The organism is Halorhodospira sp. 9621 (assembly GCF_022228055.1).
GTDB lineage: Bacteria > Pseudomonadota > Gammaproteobacteria > Nitrococcales > Halorhodospiraceae > Halorhodospira > Halorhodospira halophila_A.
In genome coordinates this window covers 29,832-52,381 of the sequence record NZ_JAJNRD010000008.1, presented here as the reverse complement: position 1 = coordinate 52,381, position 22,550 = coordinate 29,832, and the positions used below count along the sequence as shown (strand labels likewise).

The window sequence follows — 22,550 nt, the reverse complement described above, 5'->3', positions numbered from 1 at the left end:
GCCTATCCGGCGTCGGCGGGCCGGAGGCGATAGATCAGGTCGTGGACCTGGTGCCCCTTGCGCAGACCGCGCCGCTCGAACTTGGTCTGCGGGCGAGGCGGCGGGGGCGGGATGAAAGCCCGCGGGCCGCAGATGTTCTCGAAGCGCTCGTCGGGCTCGACGGTATCGAGCATCCACTCGGCGTAGTCGGCCCAGTCAGTGGCCAGATGCAGGGTACCGCCGGGTACCAGCCGCTCGGCCAGCAGATCGAGGAAAGCCGGCTGGACGATCCGCCGCTTGTGGTGGCGCTTCTTCGGCCAAGGGTCGGGGAAGAAGATGTGCACCGCCGCCAGACTCCGCGGCGGGAGGTGGTGGCGGACCAGCTCCACGGCGTCCACGGTGGCCACGCGCAGGTTCTCCACTTGCGCTTGCTCGGCGCAAAGCAGGCAGTGGCCCACCCCCGGGCGGTGGACCTCGACGCCCAGATAGTCGCGCCCGGGATCGGCGGCAGCCATCTCCACCAGGGCCTCGCCGTCGCCGAAGCCGATATCCAGGACGCGTGGCGCCGTGCGGCCGAAGAGCCCGTCGAGGTCGAGAACGCCCTGCTCCGGCACATCGATGCCGAAGCCCGGCCACAGCTGCTCCAGCGCGCGCTGCTGCCCCTGCGTCAGGCGCCCCTCGCGACGGACGAAGGTGCGGGTCAGTCGCAGCTGGCTCACTCGAAGAAGGCCCCTTCCTCAGGCGACGACGCGGCAGCGTAACGCCGTTTCGGGATACGGCCGGCGCGGTAGGCCTCGCGGCCGGCCTCCACGCCCTTGCGCATGGCCGAGGCCATGAGCACCGGATCCCGCGCGCCGGCGATGGCGGTGTTGAGCAGCACGGCGTCACAGCCGAGCTCCATGGCGACGGCCACGTCGGAGGCGGTGCCCACGCCGGCGTCCACCAGGACCGGAACCTCCAGGCGGTCGACGATCTCCAGGATGTTGTAGCGGTTCTGGATGCCGAGCCCGGAGCCGATCGGCGCGGCCAGGGGCATCACGGCGACGCAGCCGATCTCCTCGAGCCGCTTGGCGGTGATCGGGTCGTCGCTGGTGTAGGCCATGACCTCGAAGCCCTCGGCCACCAGCTGCTCGGCGGCCTCGAGGGTTCCGGGGACGTCCGGGTAGAGGGTGCGCTCGTCGCCGATCACCTCCAGCTTGACCAGGTTGTGACCGTCGAGCAGCTCGCGGGCCAGGCGGCAGGTGCGCACCGCGTCCTTCACCGTATAGCAGCCGGCGGTGTTGGGCAGGATGGTGTAGCGATCCGGCGGCACGGCCTCGAGCAGGTTGGGCTCGTCCGGGTTCTGGCCGATGTTGCTGCGGCGCAGGGCGATGGTGACGATCTCGGCGCCACTTGCCTCGATGGCCGCACGGGCCTGCTCCATGTCGCGGTACTTGCCGGTACCGACCAGCAGGCGCGAGTGATACTCGCGCCCGGCGATGACCAGGGGATCGCGATCCGCCATCTTTGTCTTGAACTCCGTGCTTTGAGGGGAACCGGGTCAGCCGCCGCCGATGGCCTGGATGACCTCCATGCGGTCGCCATCAGCCAGCTGGTGATCACCGAGCTGGCTGCGGGGGACGATGGTCTCGTTAACCTCCACCGCCAGACGCTGCTGCTCGCTGATGCCGAGCCGCTGCAGAACATCGGCGCAGCTGGCGCCGGCGGGGAGGGTCATGCCCTCGCCGTTGACCTGGATCTGTATGCTGGTTGCTGTACTCATCGCGGATAGTCTAACGCGGTTGCGGCACTGCGGCACCGGTTGTCCTCGGCGCCGTGCAGCGCTATGATTTCACCGGTCCGCAGCGGGTGTAGCTCAATGGTAGAGCTCCAGCTTCCCACGCTGGCGATGTGGGTTCGATTCCCATCACCCGCTCCAATCCCTTCCCTGTCTTTGACCCGACAGCCCCGGGCTGCGTTCAGCCGGTCTCCGCCGCACGGCGGTCGATCAGATCGAGGTCCACGGCCAGGGCGCCGCGGTTGTGCAGCAGATCGGCCAGGGTGTAGCGATCCAGCACCGCCAGGAAGGCGTGCAGCGCCTCGTCGAGTACGGCGCGCACGGCGCAGTTGCCCTCGATCCGGCAGCGCTGATCCTCGTCCCGGAAGCACTCCACCAGGGTGAAGTCCTCCTCGGTGCGCCGCAGCAGCTCACCCAGGGCGATCGCCTCCGGCGGGCGGGCCAACCGGATCCCCCCACGCTTGCCGCGGACGGTCTCCACGAAGCCGTGGGCAGCCAGCCGGTTGACCACCTTCATCAGGTGGTTGCGCGAGATGTCAAAGCGCTCCGCGATCGCGCCAATGGTGACCAGCTCGCCCTGTGCCGCCCCAAGGGCGAGCAGGACCCGCAGGGCGTAGTCGCTGTGTCGGGTTAGACGCATGATCCGGCTCCGTTCGCTGCCCCGGACACTATAGCAGCGCCCGGGGCCATCCGGATCAGCCCAGGCCGACGATCAGCAGCGGCTCGCGGGTGATGCTGTAGAGGTAGAGGTAGCCGAAGACGGCGATGCCGCCGATGAACGCCGCCATGCGGATCTGCCGGGTGCGGCCTCGGCGCAGGGCGATCACCCCGAGGACGATGTAGGCGATCAGTCCGAGCAGCTTGACGGTGAGCCAGCCGTCGACGAAGGGGTACTGGGCGATCATCACCATCAGCACCACTGCCGTCAGCAGCAGCACGGTGTCGGCGACCTGCGGCGCCACCCGCAGGACCTTGTTCTCGAGCGCTGCAGAGCCACGGAACATCAGGATCCCCCGGGCGATAAACAGACCGAGACTGACCACGGCGGCCAGCGCGTGCGTCGACAGCAACACCTGGTGCATTCCTACCCCCTCGCGTCGTCCGTTTCGAAAAGAGGCTATTCTTCCTGCCGGTCGGGCCCGGCTGCAACCACGCACAACGCGCGCACCCCTTCGGTGCGCGCGCCGTCCGCTCCTGGTGCAGGCACGCCGCCGCGCGCGGGCGCGGCACCCGACCTCCCGCTTAACTCCTTGTTCCACCTAGCACGGCCCGACCTGGCACACCCCCTGCATGAGCACCCTGCGCGCCGCCCGTGGCGGTGGCCGCCCCTGACCCACGGATACAGCATAAGGTGCCCGACCATGAAAAAGCCTTTCCCGCTAGTCACCGCCGGCGGCCTGCTCCTCGGCCTCTCCGCCAACGCCCAGGCCGAGGAGATCGGCGCCGGCTGGAGCCTCTCCTCCAACGTGGCGATCACCTCCAACTACCTCTTTCGCGGCTTCTCCGAGAGCGACGAGGAGCCGGCCGTCCAGGGTGGCTTCGACCTGGACCACGCCTCCGGGGCGTACGTCGGCACCTGGGCGTCGAGCCTGCAGCCACAGGACGCCAGGGGCCCACTGGAGCTGGATTTCTACGGCGGCTTCGGCTTCGACCTGACCCCGGATATCTGGGGTGATGTGGGGCTGACCTTCTACACCTATCCGGACGACTCCGACTCCAACACGGTAGAAGCCTACGCCGGCGCCGGCACTGCCTTCGGCGAGGTGGAGGCGGACTTCTACGTCCACGTCTCCGACGATTATTTTGACGAAGACGAGAGCTCCGTCTATCTGGAGACCAACTGGATGACGCCGCTGGCCGCCGGCTTCTACGCCATGGCCCACCTCGGCTACCTGGTGATCGACTCCGACACCAACCTGGACGGCGCCGATGCCGCCCTGGGCGTCGGTTACGAGTACGGCACGCTCGATCTCAGCCTGGTGGGCACCTACAACAGCTCCGACGCGGCGGATGAAGACGACGACGAGACCCAGGTGGCCTTCACCGTGTCCCGCTCCTTCTAGCCGCACCCCCCTGCACCCGGGGGCGCCGGCCGGCGCCTCCGGTCGGGTTACCCCGCCCCGCCACGCTCCTCCAGCCCCCGCCGCAGCCCGACCGCCTCGGCCACGTGGCGCCCCTCGATGGGGTCGACCTCGTCGAGATCGGCCAGCGTCCGCGCCACCCGCAGCAGGCGGTGGTGCCCGCGCGGCGACAGGCCGATAACCTCGGTGGCCCGCTCCAGCGTCGCCTCGGCCTCTGGCACCAGTGCGCAGGCCGATTCGAGGGCCTCTCCGGCCAGTTCGGCGGCGATCACCCCGGAGCGCTGCCGCCGCCGCTCACGGGCCCGAGCCACCCGTTCGGCCACCACACCGCTCGGCTCGGCCGCCGGCGCGGCGGTCAGTTCCCGGGCACTGAGCCGCGGCACCTCCACGGCGATGTCGAAGCGATCCAGCAGGGGGCCGGTCATCCGGTCGCGATAACGCGCCACCTGTTCCGGCGTACAGCGACACACCCCGCGCGGATCGCCGTGGTAGCCGCAGGGGCAGGGGTTCATCGCCGCGACCAGCTGGAACGCCGCCGGGTAGGTCACCCGGGCGTTGCTGCGGGCGATGCTCACCTGGCGGGCCTGTAGGGGCTCGCGCAGCGCCTCCAGGGCGTTGCGCGGCAGCTCCGGGAATTCGTCGAGGAAGAGCACACCGCGGTGAGCCAGGGAGACCTCGCCGGGACGCGGCGGCTGCCCGCCACCGATCAGGGCGGCGGCGGAGACGGTGTGGTGCGGAGCGCGAAAGGCCGGCACCCGCCAGGTGGCCGGATCCACCCCCGCGCCGCTGACCGAGCGCACCGCCGCCGCCTCCAGCGCCTCGGCCTCCGGCAGCGGCGGCAGCAAACCCGGCAACCGCTCGGCGAGCATGCTCTTGCCGGTGCCCGGCGGCCCGCTGAGCAGCAGGTTGTGGCCGCCGGCGGCGGCCACCTCCAGCGCCCGGCGCGGTCCGGCCTGACCGCGGACCTCGGCCAGATCCGGGCCCCGGGGCCGCTGCTCGGCCGCCGCTGCCGGCCCCACCGGGGGCAGTGGATCACGGCCGTCCAGGTGGTCGAGGACCGCCAGCAGCCGCTGCGCGGCTATTGCCCCCTGCGGATGGACCAGGGCGGCCTCGGCGCCGTCGCCGGCGGGGATGATCAGCCGCCGGCCGGCGTCGCGGGCGGCGCGGGCCGCCGGCAGGGTCGCACCCACCTCACGGAGCTCGCCGCCGAGGGCCAGCTCGCCGATGAACTCCAGCGAATCGAGGTCGCCGTGGACCTGCCCCGAGGCGGCCAGGACGCCGATAGCGATGGCCAGATCGAACCGGCCCCCGCCCTTGGGCAGGTCCGCGGGGGCGAGATTGACGGTGACGCGGCCGACCGGAAACGTCAGGCCGCTGTTGATGATGGCGCTGCGGACCCGGTCCCGGGCCTCGCGCACCTCGGCCCGCGGCAGGCCGACAAGTGAGAACGCAGGCAGCCCCGGCGCCAGGTGGACCTCCACCCGGACCTCGGGGGCCGACACGCCGAGCGCCGCCCGCGCCCGGGTTACAGCCAGTGCCATGGAACCCTCCCTGGTTCGTGGGGCACACGCGACGGTCAGCGGGGCATACCGCCCCGCCGGTTAGCCGTCGCTGCCGCCGGCAGGACCGCCCGGGCCGCCGCCCTGGGCCTTCTCCAGCTCGGCAACGCGGCGGTTGAGTTCCTCGAGCTGGGCCCGGGTCCGTGCCAGAACCTTGGCCTGGGCGTCGAACTCCTCGCGGGTCACCAGATCCAGCCGCGAGAAGCCGGCCTGCAGCGAGGCGCGGACGTTCTTCTCCACCTCGTCGTGGAACTCGCGCACGCCGGCCGGCAGGCTTGCCGTGAGCTTCTGCGCCAGTTCGTCGATGGTTTTCTGATCGATCATCGCCTTTCCAACCCTGTGGTCACGCACCGAAACCGTGCAGCGGCGCCGTTCTCGCCCCCGACTGGTGCAGGGGTCACCGGGCCGCCGGTCTGTTCCCCCCGGTGTGGCGCGGTTTCGCCGTCGCCCCGGGGCCCTGGCACGCCTCCTGCAACACCCCTGATGACCGCAGCCGCATCCACTCGCCGCTGCGGCTCCGTACAACGCGTACAACGAGGACGACGCTCATGAAATTGGTAACGGCAATCATCAAGCCTTTCAAGCTCGATGACGTCCGCGAAGCGCTCTCCGCCATCGGGGTCCAAGGTATCACGGTCACCGAGGTGAAGGGCTTCGGGCGTCAGAAGGGACACACCGAGCTCTACCGCGGTGCCGAGTACGTGGTCGACTTCCTGCCCAAGATGAAGCTGGAAATCGCCATCGACGACAGTCTAGTGGACCGCGCCTGTGACGCCATCCGCCAGGCCGCGAACAGCGGCAAGATCGGCGACGGCAAGATCTTCGTCTTCGACGTCGAGCAGGCCATCCGCATCCGCACCGGCGATACCGGCACGGACGCGCTGTAACCGGCCCGCCCCCACTCAACGCAGAGGACCTGAACCATGGAAGACGTAGTCGAACTTGCCTACGCCCTCGATACTTTCTACTTCCTGCTCTCGGGCGCACTGGTCATGTGGATGGCCGCCGGGTTCACCATGCTCGAGGCCGGGATGGTGCGCGCCAAGAACACCACGGAGATCCTGACCAAGAACATCGGGCTCTACTCCATCGCCGTGATCATGTACATGCTCATCGGCTGGAACCTGATGTACGAGAGTTCGGGCAGTCTGCTGCCCACCTTCAGCTTCCTGCTGCCTGCCAGCGAGCCGGTCACCGCCGAGATGGCGCGCAGCGGCGAGGCGACGGAGTCCTACTTCTCGGACTTCTTCTTCCAGGTGGTCTTCGTGGCCACGGCCATGTCCATCGTCTCGGGTGCCGTGGCCGAGCGGATGAAGCTCTGGTCCTTCCTGATCTTCGCCGTGGTGCTCACTGGCTTCATCTACCCGATCCAGGGGCTGTGGAGCTGGGGCGGCGGCTTCCTCGACCAGATGGGCTTCTCGGACTTCGCCGGCTCGGCCATCGTCCACATGGCGGGTGCCTCGGCAGCCCTGGCCGGTGTCCTGGTCCTGGGTGCGCGCAAGGGCAAGTACGGCCCCCGCGGCGAGGTGCGGGCCATCCCCGGCGCCAACCTGCCCCTGGCTACCCTGGGCACCTTCATCCTCTGGCTTGGCTGGTTCGGGTTCAACGGCGGCTCGGAGCTGTCGGTCTCGTCGGCGGGTGCGGCCAACGCGGTGGCGACGATCTTCATGAACACCAACCTGGCCGCCGCCGGCGGTGTCGTCGCCGCCCTGCTCCTGGCCCGCGCCCTGTTTGGCAAGGCCGACCTGACCATGGCCCTCAACGGCGCCATCGCCGGTCTGGTCTCGATCACCGCCGGGCCGGACACTCCCTCGCCCCTGCTCGCCGCGATCATCGGCGGGGTCGGCGGCGTCCTGGTGGTCTTCTCCATCGTCGCCCTCGACAAGCTGAAGATCGACGACCCGGTGGGCGCGATCTCGGCCCACGGCACGGCCGGCATCTGGGGCATCCTGGCGGTGCTGCTCTCCAACCCGGACGCCACCTTCGGCGCCCAGATCGCCGGGATCCTGTCCATCTTCACCTTCGTCTTCCTGGCCAGCCTGGTGGTCTGGCTGATCCTGCGCTTCACCCTGGGCATCCGTGCCAAAGAGGAAGACGAGCAGAAGGGCATGGACGTGACCGAGTGCGGGATGGAGGCCTACCCGGACTTCACCGCCGGTCGCAAATAGGGCAACCGATCCTCTCCTCCTCTCCCGAACGGGAGACCTTGCGGGCGCTTCGGCGCCCGCTTTTCTTTGCTACGGGGGTAGACGGAACCGCTATCCTGTGCGCTGCGTGCCAGCATCCAAGTCCCCGTTCCGAGGAGAAAACCATGCATTCCAAGTGGATCCCGTGGACCTGCGCCGTCGCCGCCGTGGCCGGCGCCTCGGTCGCCAGCGCCGCCGACCACCGGCCGATCACCCTCTCCAGCGTCCCGGTAATCGGCACCGACAACACCGAGCTCTTCGGCCACGCGGCCTATGAGTTCGGGCGCGAGGCTTCCGGCGGAACTGCCCAGAACGCCGACACCGGCACCGGCGACTACGACAACCTGCGCCTGGGCCCGCTGGGCTTCCGCTACGGGCTCACCGACGACTTCGAGTACGGCGCCTACTTCAGCTTCGTCAGCAACTCCGACGACGACGACGGCGCCCCGGACGATTCCGGCCTGGAGGGGATTACCGGCTTCGCCAAGCTCCAGCTCAACCGGCACTTCGCCCTGGAACTCGGCGCCCGCGCCGGCGGGGCCGACGACGTGGCCCCCTACCCCAACGACGGCCTGGACTTCTACGTGAACCTGCCCATGCAGCGCGACCTGGGTCCGGGGCTGGTCTACGGCGAGTTGGGCTACACCATCCAGGATGAGGACGTCGGCGGCACCTACGCCAGCTGGGGCATTGGCTACGCCCACCCCCTGGATACCGGCACCAACCTCAACTTCGAGCTGCGCGGCGACGAGAACCCCACCGGTTCCAACCATATGGACCTGATTGTCGGCGCCGGGCTGCAGGTCGAGCAGCTCCACCTGCGCCCCTACGTCGGTCTGGGGCTCTACGACGCCAGCCCCGATGTCTCCTTTGGCATCGGCGCCAGCCTGCCGCTCTAGGGCGTCGGCTTGGCTGCCGAGCCACGCCTGACGGTCCGCGATCTGCGCTGCGCGGTGGCGGCCTGGCCACGGCTGGCGGTGCCGGCCGGGGGCTGCGCCGCCCTCGCCGGCCCCTCCGGCTCGGGCAAGAGCCGGCTGCTGCGCGCCATCGCCGACCTCGACCCCAATGACGGCGCGGTGCACCTGGACGGCAGCCCGCGGGAGGCCTACACCGGGCATCAGTGGCGTCGCCGGGTCATCTACCTGGCCGCCGACTGCGCCTGGTGGGCCGAGACCGTGGGCGAGCACCTGGCCGCCGTGGAGAGCGATACCCTGGCCGAACTCGGCTTCGATGCCGACGTGGCGCAGTGGTCGGTGCGGCGGCTGTCCACCGGCGAGCGCAGCCGCCTGGGCCTGGCCCGGGCGGTGGCCCTGCAGCCACGGGTGCTGCTCCTCGATGAGCCCACCGCCAACCTGGATACGGCCACCACCGAGGCCGTGGAGCGGGTGATCGATGAGCAGCGCCGGCGCGGGCTGGCCATCGTCTGGGTCACCCACGACCCGGAGCAGGTCCGCCGCCTGGACGCCCACCGCTTTACCATCCGCGACGGGATCGCCGAGGAGGGGGCGCCGTGACCCAGGAACTGATCCGCCTCGAACCGCTGGATCTGGTCATCGCCGGCGTCCTGGTGGTGGCCCTGGCCGGGTTCTCGTGGGCCGGGCGCCTGGGGGTGGAGCGCTCACTGCTGATCGCCGCAGCACGCACGGTGATTCAGCTACTGCTCGTCGGCCTGGTCCTGGAGACGCTCTTCGCCCACGCCACGCTCTACTGGGTGGCGCTGATGGGCGTGGTCATGCTGCTGGTCGCCGGCTATGAGGTGATGGCCCGGCAGAAGCGGCGCTTCGCCGGTTTCTGGGGTTTCGGCCTGGGCACGGCGGCGATGTTCCTGTCTTCGTTCAGCGTGGCGGTGCTGGCGCTGATCGCCCTGGTGCAGCCGCAGCCCTGGTATCAGCCGCAGTACGCTATCCCGCTGCTGGGCATGCTGCTGGGCAACACCATGAACGGCATCGCCCTGTCGGTGGACCGGCTGACCGACGGCGCCTGGCAGCAGCGCGACGTCATCGAGGCCCGGCTCGCGCTCGGGGAGCCGTGGGGCGTGGCAGTGGAACAGATCCGCCGCGACGCCATGCGCTCGGGGATGATCCCGATGATCAACGCCATGGCGGCGGCGGGGATCGTCAGCCTGCCCGGCATGATGACCGGTCAGATCCTGGCCGGGGCACCACCGATGGAGGCGGTGAAGTACCAGATCCTGATCATGTTCCTGATCACCGTCGGGACCGGCTTCGGCACCCTGGCAGCAGTCTGGTTCGCCGCCCGGCGGCTGTTCGACGAGCGCGAACGCTTGCGCCTGGACCGCCTGCGGTAGGCGCCCGCCGCCGGGCGCCTACCGCAGGGGCGGCGGGCCTACTTGAGCAGTTCCGGCACCGCCAGGGCGGCCCGGTGGATGTCGGCATTGTAGTAGCGAGTCTCGAAGGGCTTCTCCTCCGAGTCGGCCTCGCGGAAGTTGCGCGGGTCACCGCCGTTGACCATCAGCGTGGCGGACCACCAGCCCGAGGGGTAACTGGGCACCGGGAAGGTCAGCGTGTGCACGCCGTCGAAGCCGGCCTCGCCGGCGGCGCGGTGCAACGGGGCGATGACCGAATCGCGGTGGAGCAGCGGTGACTCGCTCTGCTGCACCACGATCCCCCCGGGCCCCAGGGCGCTGCGCACGTCGCTGAGGAACTCCCGCGTGAACAGGCCCGCCGCCGGACCGACCGGATCGGTGCTGTCGACGATGACCACATCCAACGACTCGGGCTCGGCCTCGCGGATCCAGCGCAGGCCGTCGGTGAAGCGCAACTCGGCGCGCTCGTCGTCGTTGGCGACGCACAGGTCCGGGAAGTGGGTCTCGGCGACCCGGGTCACCCGCTCGTCGAGCTCCACCTGCAGGGCGTGCTCGACCCCGGGGTGGCGCAGCACCTCGCGCAGGATGCCGCAGTCACCGCCGCCGACAATGGCCACGCGCCGCGGCTCGCGGTGGGCGAAGAGCGCCGGGTGGGCCATCATCTCGTGGTACAGGAACTCGTCGCGCTCGGTGAGCATGACGCAGCCGTCGAGGACCAGCAGCCGCCCCCAACGCCGGGTCCGGTAGACCTCGATGTGCTGATACTCGCTCTGCTCCTCGTGGACCCTGTCATCGATGGCCAGGGAGAAGGCCACGCCCTCGTCCTCGACCGCTTCAGTAAACCATCCCTCGCGCATCGCGCCTCCGCCAGTGGGGTTGTAGTTCGGCTCCGCTCGCTGCGGATGCGCGAATGTTACCATCCCGGGGCAGTGTGGCGCGTTGCGCCGCAGTCTCTCCGCCACAGCCGCAGACGGGCCGATGAGCGACGACTGGAGCAACCGACCCGGCCGCGAGGTCTACAACGTCCCGCGCTGGAGCGAGGGGTACTTCGACATCTCGGCGGCGGGGCGGCTGCAGGTCCGCCCCCACCGCGGGCGTGGTCCGGCCGTTGATCTGCGCCGGATCGTCGCCGACCTGCCTGATCAGGGCGTATCGCCGCCGGTGCTGATCCGCTTCCCGGCGATCCTGCGCGACCGCGTTGACGCCCTCTGCGCCGCCTTTGGCGAGGCGATGGCCGAGGCCGGCTACCGGGGCGCGTACCGGCCCGTCTACCCGGTCAAGGTCAATCAGCAACGCTCGGTGATCGAGGAGATCGTTGGCGACGGCGAGCGCGTCGGGCTGGAGGCCGGCAGTAAACCGGAGCTGATGGCGGTACTGGCACTGGCGCCCGCCGGAGGCACGGTGATCTGCAACGGCTACAAGGATCCGGAGTACGTCCGCCTGGCGCTGCGCGGACTGCAGCTGGGCCTGCAGGTCCACCTGGTCTTGGAGAAGCGCTCCGAGGCGCGGCTGATCATCCGCGAGGCGCGCCGGCTCGGCGTCGCGCCGCGGCTCGGTCTGCGCGTGCGCTTGGCCTCCATGGGGGCCGGCAAGTGGCAGAACACCGGCGGCGAGCGCTCCAAGTTCGGCCTGACCGCCGCCGACGCCCTGGCCGTGGTGGAGGAGCTGCACGAGGCCGCGCTCCTTGAGCACCTGGAGTTGCTCCACTTTCACCTGGGCTCACAGATCGCCAATGTCCACGACATCCGCGCCGGCCTCTCCGAGGGGGCGCGCTTCTACACCGAGTTGCGCCGCCTGGGGGCACCGGTAAACAAGGTGGATGTCGGCGGCGGCCTGGGGGTGGACTACGAGGGCACCCGCTCGCGCGCGTTCTGCTCGATGAACTACAGCATCACCGAGTACGCCCACAACGTGGTGGCCGCCCTCAAAGCGGCCTGCGACGAGGCCGGGCTGCCCCACCCGACCCTGATCACCGAGAGCGGCCGCGCCATGACCGCCCACCACGCGGTGCTGGTCACGCCGGTAATCGATACCGACAGCCGCGAGGCCGACCCCCCGGAGCCACCCCCGGCGGACGCCCCCAAGGTGCTGCGCGAGCTCTACCGCACCCTGGAGGAACACGCCCAGCGGCCGGCCACCGAGGCGTACCACGACGCCTGCCACTACCTGCAGGAAGCACGGGGGCTCTACCTCCACGGCGTCCTCGACCTGCCCCAGCGAGCGTACGCCGAGCGCTGCTACCAGGCCATCGGCATGCGCCTGCGCGGCCGACTCAACCCGGGCCGCCCGCATCAGCGGGAGGTGCTCGACGCCCTCAACGAGGGGCTCGCCGACAAGCTGTTCGCCAATTTCTCGGTATTCCAGTCGATCCCCGACGTCTGGGCCATCGACCAGATCTTTCCCATCGTGCCGCTGTCCGGGCTGGACCGGCCAACCAGCCGGCGCGGTGTGGTCCAGGATCTGACCTGCGACTCCGACGGCACGGTCTCGCTCTACGTGGATGGCGATGGGGTCGAGGGCACCCTCCCGCTGCCCGAGCCGGAGCCCGGCGAGCCCCTCTGGCTGGGCATCTTCCTGGTCGGCGCCTACCAGGAGATCCTCGGCGACCGGCACAACCTCTTCGGCGCCACCGACTCCGTGAACGTGGAGGTGGACGAGCATGGCCACCGGTTCGTGACGGCCAGCCGCGGCGACAGCATCGGCGGCGTGCTGCGCTCGGTGGGCTTTGATGAGCGCGAGCTCAGCGGCGCCTACCGGCGCCGCATCGCCGCCGCTGACCTGGATGACGCGGCCCGCCGCGCCTGCCTGGCCGATCTGGAGGCCGGGCTGCTCGGCGGTACCTATCTGGAAGGCCCCTGAGCGCCGCGGCGCAGGGGCACGGACAAGGAGGCAACGGCATGAAGGCAGGGGTCATCGGTCTGGGCGCGATGGGCAGCGGCTTGGCGGCCAATCTGGCCCGAAGCGGACAGCTGGCGGCGGTGTGGAACCGTACCCGCGAGAAGGCCGAGGCCTTCGCCGGCGAGCACGGCGTGGCCCTGGCCGACGAGCCGGCCACGGTGGCCACCGCGGCGGACGTGACCTTTATCAGCGTCGACGCCGACGCCGACCTGCTGGAGGTCCTGGACGCTTTGGTGGACGCCCTGGAACCGGGCAAGGTAGTGGTCGACACCTCCACCGTGGCACCGGATACGGCACGACTCGCCGCCGAGCGCATCGCTCCGAGCGGTGCGGCGTTCCTCGACGCCCCGGTCTCCGGCGGGCCGGAGGGCGCCCGCCAGGGAACCATGGTGATGATGGTCGGCGGCGACACGGCGGTGCTCGAGCGCATCCACCCGGTGCTCGAGCCGATCTGCAGCGCCGCCCACGCCATGGGACCGGTCGGGGCCGGGCAGGCGACCAAGGCGGTGAATCAGATCATGGTCGCCGGCATCATGCAGGGGGTGGCCTCGGCCCTGGCCTACGGCAAGGGACAGGGGCTCGATCTGCAGCAGGTGATCGAGGTGCTCGGCGCCGGGGCGGCCAGCAACTGGCAGCTGCTGCAGCGCGGGCCGAACATGGTCGAGGACCGTTTCCCGCCGGGTTTCCGGCTGGCCCTGCACCGCAAGGATCTGGGCATCGTCCGCGACGTGCTGGCCGCCCAGGGCATCGAGCTGGATCTGATCGAGCGGACCCTGGCCGACTACGACCGCCTGATCGAGCAGGGGCACGGGGACGAGGACATCTCGGCGCTCTATCGGCTGCGCAGGGGCGACCTGGGCACCGACTGAGCGCCGGCCCCCGGGCGGCTTACCCCCGGGGGCCACAACCCCGGCGTTCAGCCGAGCGTGCGCAGGCGACGGCTGCTGCGCTCGCCCATCTCCGGCAGGCCGCGCAGCAGCAGCCAGAAGACCAGCGCCGGATAGGTCAGCAGGAGGCCAACCACGGCCCAGGCGATGCGCGGAACCGCCCGCTTCTCGATGACCACGATGGCCGCGAGGAAGCACAGCACGCCCAGGTAGTAGGCGGCCAGCACCACCTGCACCCAGGGGCTGAGGATCAGGGCCTCCAGCTCCGTGACCACCGCGGCCGGGTCGGCGAGCACATCGGCGGTGTAGAGCGTGTAGCCGAGAAAGCCCAGGCACGCAACGGTGGCGAGCAACAGGATGCTGCGCAACACAATCATGAAATCCCTCCTCCGGAAAAAGAACGGGGCGCCCGACCCGCCGCCGAGAGCCCCGGCATCAGACCGCTCAACCCTGAAATCTGGACTCTGAACCCTGAAAACTAACCATCCTGCCGCAGCATCAGCGGCTGGATGTCGTTGTCCTCCATGCGCGTGCGCGCCTCTTCAAGCCGGTCGCTGTCGTCGAACGGGCCGACCCGGACCCGATGCCACTCCTCGCCTTCATCCAGCTCAACGGTGTGGATCTGCGCCGGCAGGCCCACCAGGGCCAGGGTGGCACGCATGCTCTCGGCGTCGTCGTGGCGCCGGAAGGAGCCGGCCTGCAGGAGGTAGCTGCGCCCCTCCTCGAAGGTCGCGGCCCGGGAGATCGCCTCCTCCTCTTCATCTTCGGTGCGACGTTCGTCGGCCCGGCCCAGGTCCTCCTCGGGGACGGTGACCTCGTCCTGCATCAGCAGCTCGTAGAAGTCGTAGCTGCGCTCGTCCTCGTCCGCCGTGGGCGCCTCCTCCGGCTCGGGCTCGACCTCGGCAGCCGGGTCCACCGGGGCGGCGTCCTCCCGACCCTGCTGGTACTGCACGAACAGCAGCGCGACCGCCCCAAGCACTCCCCCGAGCAGCAGCCAAACGAAGCCGGGCACGGCGCGCCGCTCGGTCCGCCGCGCCTGGGCCCCACCGCCGCGGCTGCGGGCGGAGGCGCGCGACTTGCTGCGCGAGGGGCTCCGGGACTTCGTACTCCGCTGGGCCATAATCCGTCGCTACATGCTCTGCGGGGCGTCGACGCCAAGCAGCCCCAGTCCGTTGGCCAGGATCTGCCGAGTGGCCTTCACCAGGGTCAGGCGTGCATCGCGCAGCGCTTCGTCGTCGATGATGAACGGCACCGCGTTGTAGTAGGTGTGGAAGGCGGCGGCGAGCTCCCGCAGGTACTGCGCCACTTGGTGCGGCTCGCGGGAGAGGGCCGCCGACTCGATCACCTCCGGGTAGCGCCCGAGGAGATCGAGGAGGATGGCTTCGTGTTCGACTTCAAGCCGCTCCAGATCGGCCTGCTCGGGCGCGACGCGGCAGGCCAGACCGCGCTCCTCAAGCTGGCGGAAGACGCTGCAGATGCGTGCATGGGCGTACTGGCAGTAGTAGACCGGGTTGTCCGCCGACTCCGACTTGGCCAGATCCAGGTCGAAGTCCATGTGCTGCTCCGAGCGGCGCATGACGTAGAAGAAGCGCGCCGCATCCTTGCCCACCTCATCACGCAGCTCGCGCAGGGTGACGAACTCCCCCGAGCGGGTGGACATGGGCAGCTTCTCGCCGCCGCGATAGAGGATGGCGAACTGCACCAGGCGCACGTCGAGGCGCTCGGCATCCACCCCCAGGGCCTTCAGGGCGGCCTGGACGCGGGGCACGTAGCCGTGGTGATCGGCCCCCCAGACGTTGACCAGGGTATCGAAACCGCGCTCGATCTTATCCAGGTGGTAGGCGACATCGGCGGCGAAGTAGGTGGTCAGGCCGTTGTCCCGGCGCAGGACCCGGTCCTTGTCGTCGCCAAACGCCGAGGCCTGGAACCACAGGGCGCCGTCGGCGAGGTAGGTGTAGCCGGCGGCGTCGAGCCGCTCCAGGGCCTGCTCGATGCGGCCCTGCTCGACCAGCTCGCGCTCGGAGAAGTAGCGGTGGTAGTGCACCCCGAAGGCGTCCAGATCGGCACGGATATCCCCGAGGATGGCCTCCAGGGCGAAGTCGAGAACCCGCCGATACGCCGTCTCGCCGAGCAGCTCGCGGGCCCGGGCGACCAGGGCGTCCAGGTAGCCCTCCGGGTCATCGGCCTCCGCCGGCAACCCGGCGGTCAGCTCGTCGGCGCCGCGAACGTGCGCGCGACCGTCGGTCTCGAGCAGCTCGCCGGCGTGGGCGACGATGTACGCCCCCTGGTAGCCCTTGGCCGGGAAGGGTACGGGCTCGCCGGCGGCCTCCAGGTAGCGCAGCCACAGCGAGGCGGCCAGGATGTCCATCTGTCGGCCGGCGTCGTTAACGTAGTACTCGCGGTGGACGTCGTAGCCAGCAGCCTCGAGGACGCTGGCCAGGGCGTCGCCGAAGGCGGCACCGCGCCCGTGGCCGACGTGCAGCGGGCCGGTTGGGTTGGCCGAGACGAACTCGATGTGCACCCGGTGCCCCGCCCCCACGTCGGTGCGGCCGTACCCGGCCCCCTGGCGCAGGACCTCGCGGACGCTCTCCTGGCGCGCTGCGGCCGTGAGCGTGAAATTCAGGAAGCCGGGGCCGGCAACCTCCACGCCGGCGATCGACGGAGAGGCCGGCAGGCGGCTGCGGATGGTCTCGGCCAGATCCCGCGGCTTCTGCCGCGCGGCCTTGGCCAGCACCATGGCGGTGTTGGCGGCATAATCACCGTGGGCGCGGTCGCGGGCGCGCTCCACCTGCACCTCGGGCAGCTCGAGGTCCGCCGGCAGCTCGCCGGCCTCGCGCATGGCCTCCAGGGCCTGCGCCAGGAGACTGGCCACGTGTCGCTTCATGGAGGGTCTCCGCTCGGGTCAGGAAAAGCCCGGTATTATCCCGCCGCGCCGGGCAGAATGCCAAGCCGACGGAGCGGATTATTCACCGCCGGGTGTGACCAGTTCGAGAAATGGCACGCGCCGGTCGTGGGCCGGCACGCTCTCCGGGTCGTGGCTGATAATCAGCGCCGTCCGCTCGGCCAGCCACGGGGCCAGACGCCGGGCGACCTGGGTCGCGGTGGCATCGTCGAGGCCGCGGAAGGGTTCGTCGAGCAGGACCACCGGGGCGTCTACCAGCACCAAACGGGCCAGAGCCAGCCGCCGCGCCTCGCCGCCGGAGAGCCGCCCGCCGCCCTCGCCAATCCACTCGTCCAGCCCCCGCGGCGCGGCGCGCACCCGTTCCTCGAGGCCCGCGGTGTGCAGCGCCCGCCACATGCGCGCCTCGTCGGCGTGCGGATCGGCGATGCGCAGGTTGCCCGCAACGCTGTCGGCGAACAGCTCGGTGCGTTGGGTCAGGTAGGTGATGCGGGCGAAACGCTCCGCCTCAGGCAGCTGCGCAACCGGGACCCCGCCGAGGGTGACCGTGCCGCTCTCGGGACGGGTCAGGCCCGCCGCCAGATCGAGCAGCGTCGACTTGCCGCAACCGGACGGGCCGTGGATCACCACGGTCTCTCCGGGTGCCAGCGCCAGCGAGCAGTCCCGCAGGACCGGCGGCAGGTGCGCTTCGTGGCGGAACGTAACCCCCTCCAGCGCCAGCCCCAGGGCCTGGCGCGGCGGACCCTCTGGCGGCGGCGCCGCCGTGTCGGGGGCGGCATCGGCGTGCTCGAGCAGGCGCCGTGCCGCAGCCCGCGTCCGCCCCAGGTGCTGCCACGCTCCGGGCAGCGTGGTGAGCGCTTCTCCAGCCGCGAGCGCGGCCAGCGCCACCAGCGCCAGCAGCGGACCACTGATGGTCCCGGCGTGATAGAGAGGGATGCCGGCGACCAGCGCGGCAAGGAGCGCGCCGTGGGCCAGCAGCCCCACCGCGCCCTCGCCGGCACCGGTCAGACGCGCCGCCCGGGACCGGGCGGCGGCCAGGCCATCGGCGGCGGCCATCAGTCGCTGCTCGTGGCGTGCCACCGCACCGCAGGCGCGCAGCTCGGCCAGGCCCTGGACCGCGTCGACCCCGGCCCCGCGCAGGGCCGGCAGGTGCCGATCCACCGCCTCACCGTGGGGCGAGCCGCGCCGCCAGGCCCACAACGGCAGGACGAGACCGCCGGCGAGCAGTACCGCGCCCACCGCTAACCCGGCCGGACCGGCCAGGAGCACCAGCACGGTAACCGTGGCGGCGAGGGTGACCACTGCGGCCAGGCTCGGGCCGACAATGCGCAGGTAGAGGTTGTCCAGGGCCTCGACGTCCGCGGTCATGCGGTTGAGCAGGTCGCTGCGGCGCAGGCGCCCGACCCGGGCCAGGGGTAGCGGCGCCAGGGTGCGGAACAGCCAGCCGCGCAGGCGCGCCAGGGTGCGCAGCACCGCGTCGTGGTGGACCAGGCGCTCGAAGTAGCGGGAGATGGAGCGGGCCAGGGCAAAGAAGCGGATACCGGCACTCGGCCGGTAGATGTCCAGGTAGGCGCCGGTCAGGCCGGCCACGGCGGTGGCGGTGATGAACCAACCGGACAGGCCCATCAGGCCGATGCTAGCCGCGAGGCTTACGATCAGCAGCAGCGTCCCGAGGACCAGCCGCCCGCGCTCCCGGCGCAGGTCGCGCAGGAAGGGCTTGAGTTCACGCACGGCGATCCTCCACGCAGCGACCAGCCTCGATGACCAGGTGTCGGTCGCCCCAGTCGTGGGTATCGCGGTCGTGGGCCACCATCAGCACCGTACGCCGGCCATCGGCCAGGCGGGCGACCGCCGCCAGCACCCGCTCGCGGCTGTCCGGGTCGAGCCCGGCGGTGGGTTCGTCGAGGAGTAGCAACGGTGCCCCGGAGAGCAGCGCCCGGGCCAGGGCCAACCGGCTGGCCTGGCCCCCGGAGAGCCCGTAGGCGTCCTCGCCCAGCGGCGTGTCGAGCCCCTCCGGGAGGGCGGCAATGACGCCTTCGAGGTCGGCGTGACGCAGCGCGGCCCACAGCCGCCGGTCGTCCGCTTCCGGATCGGCCAGCTGCAGGTTCTCGCGCACACTGCCGTGGAACAACCAGGGCCGCTGGCCCACCCAGGCCACCGCCCCGGCCGCGGGAACCGTCTCACCGACGGTCACCACGCCGCTATCGGGCTGGAGGAAACCGGCGGCCAGGTTCAGCAGGGTCGACTTGCCGGCCCCGCTGGGTCCGGAGATGACCACTCGCTCGCCCGCGGAGACGGTCAAATCGAGCCGGTCGAGGGCCGCGGCCTCCCCGCCCGGGAAGGTCACCGTGACCCGCTGGAAGGCGACCGGCAGCGGCTGCGGGACCGGCAGGCCGGTTTCCGGATCGCGGCGCGCCGGCGCCGTCGCCGGCCCGGCCGCGCTCGCCGCTGTGGCCGGCAGCGGCTCATCGAGCAGCTGCAGGATCTCCGCCCCCGCCCCCACGGCGGCGGCCCGGTCGTGGTAGTGCTGGGCCAGCCGGCGCAGCGGGAAGAAAACCTCGGGGGCGAGGAGCAGGATGAACAGCCCGGCGAACAGCCCCAGCTCCGGGCCCGGGCCGAAGTGCAGGTAGCCGAGCAGGGAGAAACCGACGTAGATGGCCACCAGGGCGATGGAGATCGCCGCGATCAGCTCCAGCGCCGCCGAGGAGAGAAAGGCCACGCGCAGGACCGACATGCTGCGCCGCCGGTACTCATCTGCGGCGGCCTCCACCGCCTCGGCGGCGGCGTCGGTGGCGCGGAAGATGCGCAGCGTGGCCAGGCCGCGAAGACGGTCGAGGAAGTGAGCGCTGATACGCGCCAGGCTCTGCTGCTGGCGCCGGGAAAGCCGCGCAGCCCCCATCCCCACCAGGGCCATGAACAGCGGGACCAGCGGCGCGGCGATGAGCAGCAGCAGGCCGGCGAGCGGATCCACGCCGGCGACGATGGCGATCAGGACCACCGGGACCGCCACTGCCAGAACCATCTGCGGCAGGTAGTGGGCGTAGTAGCCCTCCAGCGCCTCGACCTGTTCGACCAGGGCGCTGGCCACGGCCCCGCTCTGGTGGCCCTGCAGGCGCGCCGGACCGAGGGCGGCCAGGTGGCGGTAGAGGCGCCGGCGAACCGCCGCGGTGATGATCCACGCCGCCCTGGCGCCGGCGGCGGCCCGCGCCCAGGTGGCCCCGGCCCGGGCCAGGAAGACCGCTGCGAGCAGTCCCAGCGCCCCCCAAAGCTCGGCCAGGGGCGCGCCGTGGATCACCACCCGGTCGATGACCCAGGCGATAAGCACCGCCTGGGCCACGACCAGCAGCGCATCGGCCAGACCGGCACCGACGGTGGCGGCCATGGCGCCCCGGGCTTGGCGGGCCTGCTCCAGCAGCCAGGCGCCCGCCCGGCGGGTGTCGATTGCCCCGTCAGCGGCCGGTGCGGTCACGGCTCAGTGATAGCCTCCGCCGGCCCGCACCTTGCCGCGGAAGATCCAGTAGGTCCAAACCGTGTAGCCGACGATGATCGGCAGCAGGAAGAGGATCCCCAGCAGCAGGAAAAGCTGCGCCTCGGGGGCCGAGGCCGCATCGCGGAAGGTGATCTCCGGCGGGACCATGTACGGCCATTGGCTGGCGATCAGGCCCAGGTAGACGGTGACGAACAGGCCCAGGCCGGCCACGAAGGGCAGCATCTCAAGCCGACGACGAATCCCGTACCAGCACGCCGTCAGGGCCAGGAGACCGAGCAGGGGCAGCGGCCAGAGGACGGTCCACGCCTCCTGCCAGCGCTCCAGGATCCGCTCCGAGGTCAGCGGCGTCCAGATCGAGATGCCGAGCAGGCAGATCGCGAGCAGTACGATCAGCCAGGGCGTGACCCGGTAGAGCCACTGCTGGGTGGCGCCCTCGGTCTTGAGCACCCCCCACGCGGCACCGAGCAGCGCGTAGCCGATCACCAGCGAGACGGCAGTGAAGACCGTGAACGGCGTGAACCAGTCGAACGGCCCGCCGACGTAGGTGAAGCCCTCCACCTCGAAGCCCTGGATGTAGGTGCCGACCACGAAACCCTGGGCCGCCGCGGCGAGGATCGAGCCACCGGCGAAGGCAGCGTTCCAGAACCAGCGCGTGCGCGAGGACTTGAAGCGGAACTCGAAGGCCACGCCGCGGAAGATCAGGCCGGCGAGCATCAGGAACACACCCAGGTAGAGCGCCGGCAGATAGATGGCGTAGACCGCCGGGAAGGCGGCCAGCAACCCGGCCCCGCCGAGGATCAGCCAGGTCTCGTTGCCGTCCCAGACCGGGGCCACCGTGTTCATCAGGTCATCCCGCACCTGCTCGCTGGGGGTGAACGGGTAGAGGATGCCCACCCCCAGATCGAAGCCGTCGAGCAGGATGTACATGAACACCCCGAGGCCGATGATCCCCATCCAGATGATGGTGATGTCGATCAGATCCATAGTGCTACCTCACCGCGAGCTGGTGGAGAAATCCGGGTCGTCGTCGAACGGCACGTCGGCTGCCGAGAAGGGCCGCTTGGCGTGCGCCGGCTCCTCCACGGAGCCCACCCCTTCCGGACCGGTGCGCACGATGCGCGTCACGTAATAGAGCCCGGCGGTGAAGATGACCGCGTAGACCAGCACGTAGCCGATCAGCGTGGCCAGTGCCATCCACCCGGTCAGCGACGGGGTCACGCCCTCGGCCAGGGTCATCTGGCCGTAGATCAGCCACGGCTGCCGGCCGATCTCAGTGACGAACCAGCCGGTGAGCACCGCCACGAAGGGCAGCGGGATCATCAGCTGCAGGGTGTTGAGAAACGCCCGGGTCTCGAACAGGCGCCCGCGCATGCGCAGCCAGGCGCCCCACAGGGCGACCAGCAGCATCAACACACCGATGCCTACCATGATGCGGAACGACCAGAAGACGATCCCCACCGGCGGGCGCTCCTCGGCGCTGACCTCCTTGAGCCCGGGCACCTCGCCATCCCACTGGTGAGTGAGGATGAGGCTCGCCAGGTTGGGGATCCCCACCGCCAGGTGGTTGGTCTCGGCGGTGGAGTCGGGGATGGCGAAGAGATAGAGCGGCGCCCCCTCGCGGGTCTCCCAGGCCCCCTCCATGGCGGCGACCTTGGTCGGCTGGTGCTCAAAGGAGTTCAGCCCGTGGATGTCGCCCATGAAGATCTGCGCCGGTGCGACCAGCAGCAGCAGCCACAGGGTCATGCTCAACGCCTTGCGGTTCATCTCCACGGCGCGGTTGCGCAGCAGGAAATAGGCGCTGACGCCGGCGACCACGAAGCCGCCGGTCAGCAGCGAGGCGAGCGCCACGTGGCCGAAGCGCGGCCACAGCGAGGGATTGAAGATCGCCTCGCCCCACGAGGTGACGTGGACGATGCCATCCCGGAACTCGAAGCCCTGCGGGGTCTGCATCCAGGAGTTGGCCGAGAGGATCCAGAACGAGGAGATGAACGTGCCGATGGCCACCATGCAAGCGGCAAACAGGTGCGTCCCGCGCGGGACCCGATCGCGGCCGAAGAGCAGGATGCCGAGGAAGACGGCCTCGAGGAAGAAGGCGGTGAGCACCTCGTAGGAGAGGATCGGCCCGAGGAAGTTGGCGGTGGCGAAGGAGAACTCACTCCAGTTGGTGCCGAACTGGAAGGACATGACCACGCCGGAGACCACGCCCATGCCGAAGACCACGGCGAAGATCTTGATCCAGAACTCGGACAGCCGTCGGTAGACCGGGCTGTCGGTGCGATACCACAGGGCCTCGAGGACGGCGATGTAGGCCGCGAGGCCGATGGTGAACACCGGGAACAAGGCGTGGAACGAAACCACGAAGGCGAATTGCATCCGCGATAAGAGCAGCGGGTCGAGGGCTTCCATCGTTGCGGCACCTCCTGCCTGACAGCTGTATCCGACACCGCCGCGCGGTGCCGGCAGCGCCG

General features: G+C 70.5%; 23 protein-coding genes and 1 tRNA gene. 9 read left to right on the top strand and 15 right to left on the bottom strand.

The window, feature by feature from the left end:
- Window positions 1-2: 2 nt before the first annotated feature.
- The 3 genes from trmB to thiS are packed head-to-tail and all read right to left on the bottom strand — an operon-like array spanning window position 3 to window position 1,723.
- Entirely contained in the window at window positions 3-698 is a 696-nt protein-coding gene (gene trmB / locus LRF89_RS05925; protein WP_238636725.1) for a tRNA (guanosine(46)-N7)-methyltransferase TrmB, read from the bottom strand.
- Window positions 695-1,483: a thiazole synthase gene (locus LRF89_RS05920; RefSeq protein ID WP_238636724.1), complete on the bottom strand. Its 789-nt coding sequence runs from the start codon at window positions 1,481-1,483 to the stop codon at window positions 695-697. The genes trmB and LRF89_RS05920 overlap by 4 nt, the downstream gene beginning before the upstream one ends.
- Window positions 1,484-1,519: 36 nt before the next feature.
- The gene (thiS, locus tag LRF89_RS05915; protein WP_238633424.1) at window positions 1,520-1,723 is read right to left on the bottom strand and encodes a sulfur carrier protein ThiS; all 204 of its coding nucleotides are present in this window, start codon (window positions 1,721-1,723) and stop codon (window positions 1,520-1,522) included.
- A gap of 100 nt (window positions 1,724-1,823) precedes the next feature.
- Here thiS and LRF89_RS05910 point away from each other — a divergent pair.
- Window positions 1,824-1,897 (top strand) — tRNA-Gly (locus tag LRF89_RS05910).
- Between the two features lie 40 nt (window positions 1,898-1,937).
- Here LRF89_RS05910 and LRF89_RS05905 read toward each other — a convergent pair.
- Together LRF89_RS05905 and LRF89_RS05900 are read right to left on the bottom strand one after the other, a co-directional pair.
- Window positions 1,938-2,396 carry an RrF2 family transcriptional regulator gene (locus tag LRF89_RS05905; RefSeq protein WP_201173565.1) on the bottom strand — a complete coding sequence of 153 codons (459 nt, stop codon included), beginning with the start codon at window positions 2,394-2,396 and terminating at the stop codon, window positions 1,938-1,940.
- Window positions 2,397-2,451: 55 nt separating this feature from the next.
- Window positions 2,452-2,838 carry a SirB2 family protein gene (locus LRF89_RS05900; protein ID WP_201173568.1) on the bottom strand — a complete coding sequence of 129 codons (387 nt, stop codon included), beginning with the start codon at window positions 2,836-2,838 and terminating at the stop codon, window positions 2,452-2,454.
- Window positions 2,839-3,117: 279 nt separating this feature from the next.
- On the opposite strand from LRF89_RS05900, the gene LRF89_RS05895 reads away from it, so the two are divergent.
- Window positions 3,118-3,819 carry a TorF family putative porin gene (locus LRF89_RS05895; RefSeq protein ID WP_238636723.1) on the top strand — a complete coding sequence of 234 codons (702 nt, stop codon included), beginning with the start codon at window positions 3,118-3,120 and terminating at the stop codon, window positions 3,817-3,819.
- A 47-nt stretch (window positions 3,820-3,866) separates the two neighbouring features.
- Here LRF89_RS05895 and LRF89_RS05890 read toward each other — a convergent pair whose 3' ends face one another.
- Together LRF89_RS05890 and ubiK are read right to left on the bottom strand one after the other, a co-directional pair.
- On the bottom strand, window positions 3,867-5,378 hold the full coding sequence (locus LRF89_RS05890; RefSeq protein ID WP_238636722.1) for a YifB family Mg chelatase-like AAA ATPase: 1,512 nt from the start codon (window positions 5,376-5,378) through the stop codon (window positions 3,867-3,869).
- Window positions 5,379-5,438: 60 nt separating this feature from the next.
- On the bottom strand, window positions 5,439-5,720 hold the full coding sequence (gene ubiK / locus LRF89_RS05885) for a ubiquinone biosynthesis accessory factor UbiK (RefSeq protein WP_201170300.1): 282 nt from the start codon (window positions 5,718-5,720) through the stop codon (window positions 5,439-5,441).
- A 224-nt stretch (window positions 5,721-5,944) separates the two neighbouring features.
- Here ubiK and LRF89_RS05880 point away from each other — a divergent pair, with 224 nt between their 5' ends.
- From LRF89_RS05880 to LRF89_RS05860, 5 genes are all read left to right on the top strand, one after another.
- The gene (locus LRF89_RS05880; protein WP_201170298.1) at window positions 5,945-6,283 is read left to right on the top strand and encodes a P-II family nitrogen regulator; all 339 of its coding nucleotides are present in this window, start codon (window positions 5,945-5,947) and stop codon (window positions 6,281-6,283) included.
- Window positions 6,284-6,319: 36 nt separating this feature from the next.
- Entirely contained in the window at window positions 6,320-7,564 is a 1,245-nt protein-coding gene (locus LRF89_RS05875; RefSeq protein ID WP_201170296.1) for an ammonium transporter, read from the top strand.
- Between the two features lie 143 nt (window positions 7,565-7,707).
- On the top strand, window positions 7,708-8,481 hold the full coding sequence (locus LRF89_RS05870; RefSeq protein ID WP_238636721.1) for a hypothetical protein: 774 nt from the start codon (window positions 7,708-7,710) through the stop codon (window positions 8,479-8,481).
- Window positions 8,482-8,490: 9 nt separating this feature from the next.
- Complete coding sequence (locus tag LRF89_RS05865) at window positions 8,491-9,096, top strand: ABC transporter ATP-binding protein (RefSeq protein ID WP_238636720.1); 606 nt, start codon at window positions 8,491-8,493, stop codon at window positions 9,094-9,096.
- Window positions 9,093-9,890: an ABC transporter permease gene (locus tag LRF89_RS05860; protein ID WP_201170290.1), complete on the top strand. Its 798-nt coding sequence runs from the start codon at window positions 9,093-9,095 to the stop codon at window positions 9,888-9,890. Before LRF89_RS05865 ends, LRF89_RS05860 begins: the two co-directional genes overlap by 4 nt.
- Window positions 9,891-9,928: 38 nt before the next feature.
- Here the strand turns inward: LRF89_RS05860 and speE are convergent, their stop codons facing one another.
- The gene (speE, locus tag LRF89_RS05855; protein ID WP_238633390.1) at window positions 9,929-10,765 is read right to left on the bottom strand and encodes a polyamine aminopropyltransferase; all 837 of its coding nucleotides are present in this window, start codon (window positions 10,763-10,765) and stop codon (window positions 9,929-9,931) included.
- Between the two features lie 121 nt (window positions 10,766-10,886).
- On the opposite strand from speE, the gene speA reads away from it, so the two are divergent.
- Both speA and LRF89_RS05845 read left to right on the top strand, forming a co-directional pair.
- Window positions 10,887-12,767, top strand: coding sequence for a biosynthetic arginine decarboxylase (gene speA / locus LRF89_RS05850; RefSeq protein ID WP_238633389.1), 1,881 nt, complete (start codon window positions 10,887-10,889; stop codon window positions 12,765-12,767).
- Window positions 12,768-12,805: 38 nt separating this feature from the next.
- On the top strand, window positions 12,806-13,675 hold the full coding sequence (locus LRF89_RS05845) for an NAD(P)-dependent oxidoreductase (RefSeq protein ID WP_201170285.1): 870 nt from the start codon (window positions 12,806-12,808) through the stop codon (window positions 13,673-13,675).
- 47 nt (window positions 13,676-13,722) lie between these two features.
- On the opposite strand, the gene LRF89_RS05840 is transcribed toward LRF89_RS05845, so the two are convergent.
- The 7 genes from LRF89_RS05840 to LRF89_RS05810 form a co-directional block, all read right to left on the bottom strand.
- Window positions 13,723-14,070: a hypothetical protein gene (locus tag LRF89_RS05840; protein WP_201170283.1), complete on the bottom strand. Its 348-nt coding sequence runs from the start codon at window positions 14,068-14,070 to the stop codon at window positions 13,723-13,725.
- 101 nt (window positions 14,071-14,171) lie between these two features.
- A complete protein-coding gene (locus LRF89_RS05835) occupies window positions 14,172-14,813 on the bottom strand; it encodes an SPOR domain-containing protein (RefSeq protein ID WP_201242119.1) in 642 nt (213 codons plus the stop codon).
- Window positions 14,814-14,822: 9 nt separating this feature from the next.
- Window positions 14,823-16,577: an arginine--tRNA ligase gene (gene argS, locus LRF89_RS05830; protein WP_238635047.1), complete on the bottom strand. Its 1,755-nt coding sequence runs from the start codon at window positions 16,575-16,577 to the stop codon at window positions 14,823-14,825.
- A 78-nt stretch (window positions 16,578-16,655) separates the two neighbouring features.
- Window positions 16,656-18,323, bottom strand: coding sequence for a thiol reductant ABC exporter subunit CydC (gene cydC, locus LRF89_RS05825; protein WP_201170277.1), 1,668 nt, complete (start codon window positions 18,321-18,323; stop codon window positions 16,656-16,658).
- Window positions 18,316-20,061 carry a thiol reductant ABC exporter subunit CydD gene (cydD, locus tag LRF89_RS05820; protein ID WP_238635048.1) on the bottom strand — a complete coding sequence of 582 codons (1,746 nt, stop codon included), beginning with the start codon at window positions 20,059-20,061 and terminating at the stop codon, window positions 18,316-18,318. The genes cydC and cydD overlap by 8 nt, the downstream gene beginning before the upstream one ends.
- A gap of 3 nt (window positions 20,062-20,064) precedes the next feature.
- Window positions 20,065-21,066, bottom strand: a complete 1,002-nt coding sequence (locus tag LRF89_RS05815; RefSeq protein WP_238635049.1) for a cytochrome d ubiquinol oxidase subunit II — start codon at window positions 21,064-21,066, stop codon at window positions 20,065-20,067.
- Window positions 21,067-21,075: 9 nt separating this feature from the next.
- A complete protein-coding gene (locus LRF89_RS05810; RefSeq protein WP_238636719.1) occupies window positions 21,076-22,488 on the bottom strand; it encodes a cytochrome ubiquinol oxidase subunit I in 1,413 nt (470 codons plus the stop codon).
- Between the last annotated feature and the right edge of the window lie 62 nt (window positions 22,489-22,550).

Coding starts and splice junctions, on each gene's coding strand:
- LRF89_RS05920 (WP_238636724.1), bottom strand. CDS start 1,483: ATGGCGGATCGCGATCCCCTGGTCATCGCCGGGCGCGAGTATCACTCG.
- LRF89_RS05905 (WP_201173565.1), bottom strand. CDS start 2,396: ATGCGTCTAACCCGACACAGCGACTACGCCCTGCGGGTCCTGCTCGCC.
- LRF89_RS05900 (WP_201173568.1), bottom strand. CDS start 2,838: ATGCACCAGGTGTTGCTGTCGACGCACGCGCTGGCCGCCGTGGTCAGT.
- LRF89_RS05895 (WP_238636723.1), top strand. CDS start 3,118: ATGAAAAAGCCTTTCCCGCTAGTCACCGCCGGCGGCCTGCTCCTCGGC.
- LRF89_RS05890 (WP_238636722.1), bottom strand. CDS start 5,378: ATGGCACTGGCTGTAACCCGGGCGCGGGCGGCGCTCGGCGTGTCGGCC.
- ubiK (WP_201170300.1), bottom strand. CDS start 5,720: ATGATCGATCAGAAAACCATCGACGAACTGGCGCAGAAGCTCACGGCA.
- LRF89_RS05880 (WP_201170298.1), top strand. CDS start 5,945: ATGAAATTGGTAACGGCAATCATCAAGCCTTTCAAGCTCGATGACGTC.
- LRF89_RS05875 (WP_201170296.1), top strand. CDS start 6,320: ATGGAAGACGTAGTCGAACTTGCCTACGCCCTCGATACTTTCTACTTC.
- LRF89_RS05870 (WP_238636721.1), top strand. CDS start 7,708: ATGCATTCCAAGTGGATCCCGTGGACCTGCGCCGTCGCCGCCGTGGCC.
- speE (WP_238633390.1), bottom strand. CDS start 10,765: ATGCGCGAGGGATGGTTTACTGAAGCGGTCGAGGACGAGGGCGTGGCC.
- speA (WP_238633389.1), top strand. CDS start 10,887: ATGAGCGACGACTGGAGCAACCGACCCGGCCGCGAGGTCTACAACGTC.
- LRF89_RS05845 (WP_201170285.1), top strand. CDS start 12,806: ATGAAGGCAGGGGTCATCGGTCTGGGCGCGATGGGCAGCGGCTTGGCG.
- LRF89_RS05840 (WP_201170283.1), bottom strand. CDS start 14,070: ATGATTGTGTTGCGCAGCATCCTGTTGCTCGCCACCGTTGCGTGCCTG.
- LRF89_RS05835 (WP_201242119.1), bottom strand. CDS start 14,813: ATGGCCCAGCGGAGTACGAAGTCCCGGAGCCCCTCGCGCAGCAAGTCG.
- argS (WP_238635047.1), bottom strand. CDS start 16,577: ATGAAGCGACACGTGGCCAGTCTCCTGGCGCAGGCCCTGGAGGCCATG.
- LRF89_RS05815 (WP_238635049.1), bottom strand. CDS start 21,066: ATGGATCTGATCGACATCACCATCATCTGGATGGGGATCATCGGCCTC.
- LRF89_RS05810 (WP_238636719.1), bottom strand. CDS start 22,488: ATGGAAGCCCTCGACCCGCTGCTCTTATCGCGGATGCAATTCGCCTTC.